General features: G+C 29.9%; 2 protein-coding genes. One reads left to right on the top strand and one right to left on the bottom strand.

Annotated elements, in window-relative coordinates:
• Positions 1 to 367: 367 nt before the first annotated feature.
• Positions 368 to 868, top strand: a complete 501-nt coding sequence (locus KI356_RS26930; RefSeq protein ID WP_212936974.1) for a hypothetical protein — start codon at positions 368 to 370, stop codon at positions 866 to 868.
• Between the two features lie 31 nt (positions 869 to 899).
• On the opposite strand, the gene KI356_RS26925 is transcribed toward KI356_RS26930, so the two are convergent.
• The gene (locus KI356_RS26925) at positions 900 to 1,133 is read right to left on the bottom strand and encodes an SPP1 phage holin family protein (protein ID WP_212936973.1); all 234 of its coding nucleotides are present in this window, start codon (positions 1,131 to 1,133) and stop codon (positions 900 to 902) included.
• Between the last annotated feature and the right edge of the window lie 138 nt (positions 1,134 to 1,271).

Here is a 1,271-nt window from a genome sequence, read left to right as displayed (position 1 = left end):
TAAAAGGTAAATGTTTTCTTACGCCAAAGTATTTTATCCCGATTGGTGAAGGCTAATAATCAGTGGGGGATGGACAAAACCCCCACTGATTAAAGTTTCACTTTATTATATTGACCAAAAGAGAGAGTAAGAATTTATTTTGTTATGTAGTCAAGGAAGGAAATTGTAAAAAAATATTTAATAAAGAATAACCTGTGTCAACCTATTAAAAATGGTTTTTTCTTTATATTGTCGAATAGGATAAAAGGAAAAGAAAAATCTAAGATGGTTTGTAACAAGCTCAATATTTTTTCTAAGTGTAGTTTATTGCATCGATAGGCAGAATAAAGTTGTATAGATGATACATCTGGAATGAGGTGAATATATTATGAAAATATGGAAACAAATTTCGGATCAAGGAAGGTATTCTATACCGTTACAGCCGGTTTTGTGGATTGATGGTTCTAAAAAGGAAACGGAAGCATCCAATGTAGCAGTCACATTGCAAATCCGTAGTATGTATAAAGAAAAATTTTCATATGAGATGATCTATGATGTTAATGACATACTAATTATTCGACTTGAAGTTGAAAATAAAGGCGTTGAAATGATTTCGCGAGTAGTTGTAAGTCATATGATTCGTGATTATTTCGCGTATATCCCAAACTCTTTAAAAGCAGATAAGGGAATAAGTGAGTTTTTATTTCAGCTTGTAAGGTGGCGAATCGATAATTTATCGCCGAGTGAAAAGGTAGAATTAATTTGTAAAATAAAAGCAAATAAAGATAAAGCTCCTCCCAATTCAGTATTTCAGGCTACATATACATTTCAATATAAAGGAGTATCATATGGACCACTACAAACAAATGAAGTGGTTGTCAGAAAATGATAAGAAGGAACCCGTGCGAAAGGTTCCTTCTTTAATGAAGATTGTGCTTCTTGAGTAATTTCTTTTGTTCTACTCCTTTTTTTCCAACATAATTATTTTTATATCCAAAATATAGAATGAATAGAAATGAAATAATATTTACTATAGCGTCAATTTGATCGTTTGTAATGAAGTTTATTCCGAAAGAGGTAAATAGTAATTTTAATGATAACAAAAAGCCAGCTAGTAAACGCATAATATCTGATAGATTTTCTTTTTGAGGCATATAGGTCACTCCTTTCTAAAAACGATATATAGTATATATATGAAATAAAATAGAAAAGGTATACAAGCTTAGGTAGAAATGTACATTAAATATGTACATTTTTTATTTTGTAGAAAAACATTATTGTTATAGAAGCAT

The sequence above is a fragment of the Bacillus hominis genome, from assembly GCF_018332515.1.
In the GTDB taxonomy this organism is placed as follows: Bacteria; Bacillota; Bacilli; order Bacillales; family Bacillaceae_G; genus Bacillus_A; species Bacillus_A hominis.
This window is presented reverse-complemented; position numbering and strand designations above follow the sequence as displayed.

Coding starts and splice junctions, on each gene's coding strand:
- KI356_RS26930 (WP_212936974.1), top strand. CDS start 368: ATGAAAATATGGAAACAAATTTCGGATCAAGGAAGGTATTCTATACCG.
- KI356_RS26925 (WP_212936973.1), bottom strand. CDS start 1,133: ATGCCTCAAAAAGAAAATCTATCAGATATTATGCGTTTACTAGCTGGC.